1 protein-coding gene is annotated in these 377 nt (G+C 45.1%); it reads right to left on the bottom strand.

Annotation, left to right across the window (positions count from 1 at the left end; all coding sequences use genetic code 11):
• On the bottom strand, positions 1–328 hold a 328-nt coding region (locus F0U47_RS22830; protein ID WP_246159722.1), incomplete at its 3' end, for a GTP-binding protein.
• Between the last annotated feature and the right edge of the window lie 49 nt (positions 329–377).

Consider the following 377-nt stretch of genomic DNA (forward strand, 5'->3'; position numbering starts at 1 on the left):
CAGCCTGAGAGGTTCCTGTGATCATGTTCTTGATGAAATCTCTGTGTCCAGGAGCATCAATGATGGTAACATAGTACTTGCTAGTTTCGAACTTCCAGAGAGCAATATCGATTGTGATACCACGCTCACGCTCAGCCTTTAGTTTGTCCAATACCCAAGCATATTTGAAGGATCCTTTACCCATTTCCTGGGCCTCCTTCTCGAACTTCTCGATGGTACGATTGTCAATACCACCACATTTGTAGATCAAGTGACCAGTGGTGGTGGACTTGCCGGAGTCGACGTGTCCGATGACGACAATGTTAATGTGAGTCTTTTCCTTGCCCATTTTTGGTTAGTCACGGATTACAAACTGCGTGTAATATCCGAGATAGACT

This window comes from Nocardioides antri (assembly GCF_008373765.1).
GTDB lineage: Bacteria > Actinomycetota > Actinomycetes > Propionibacteriales > Nocardioidaceae > Nocardioides > Nocardioides antri.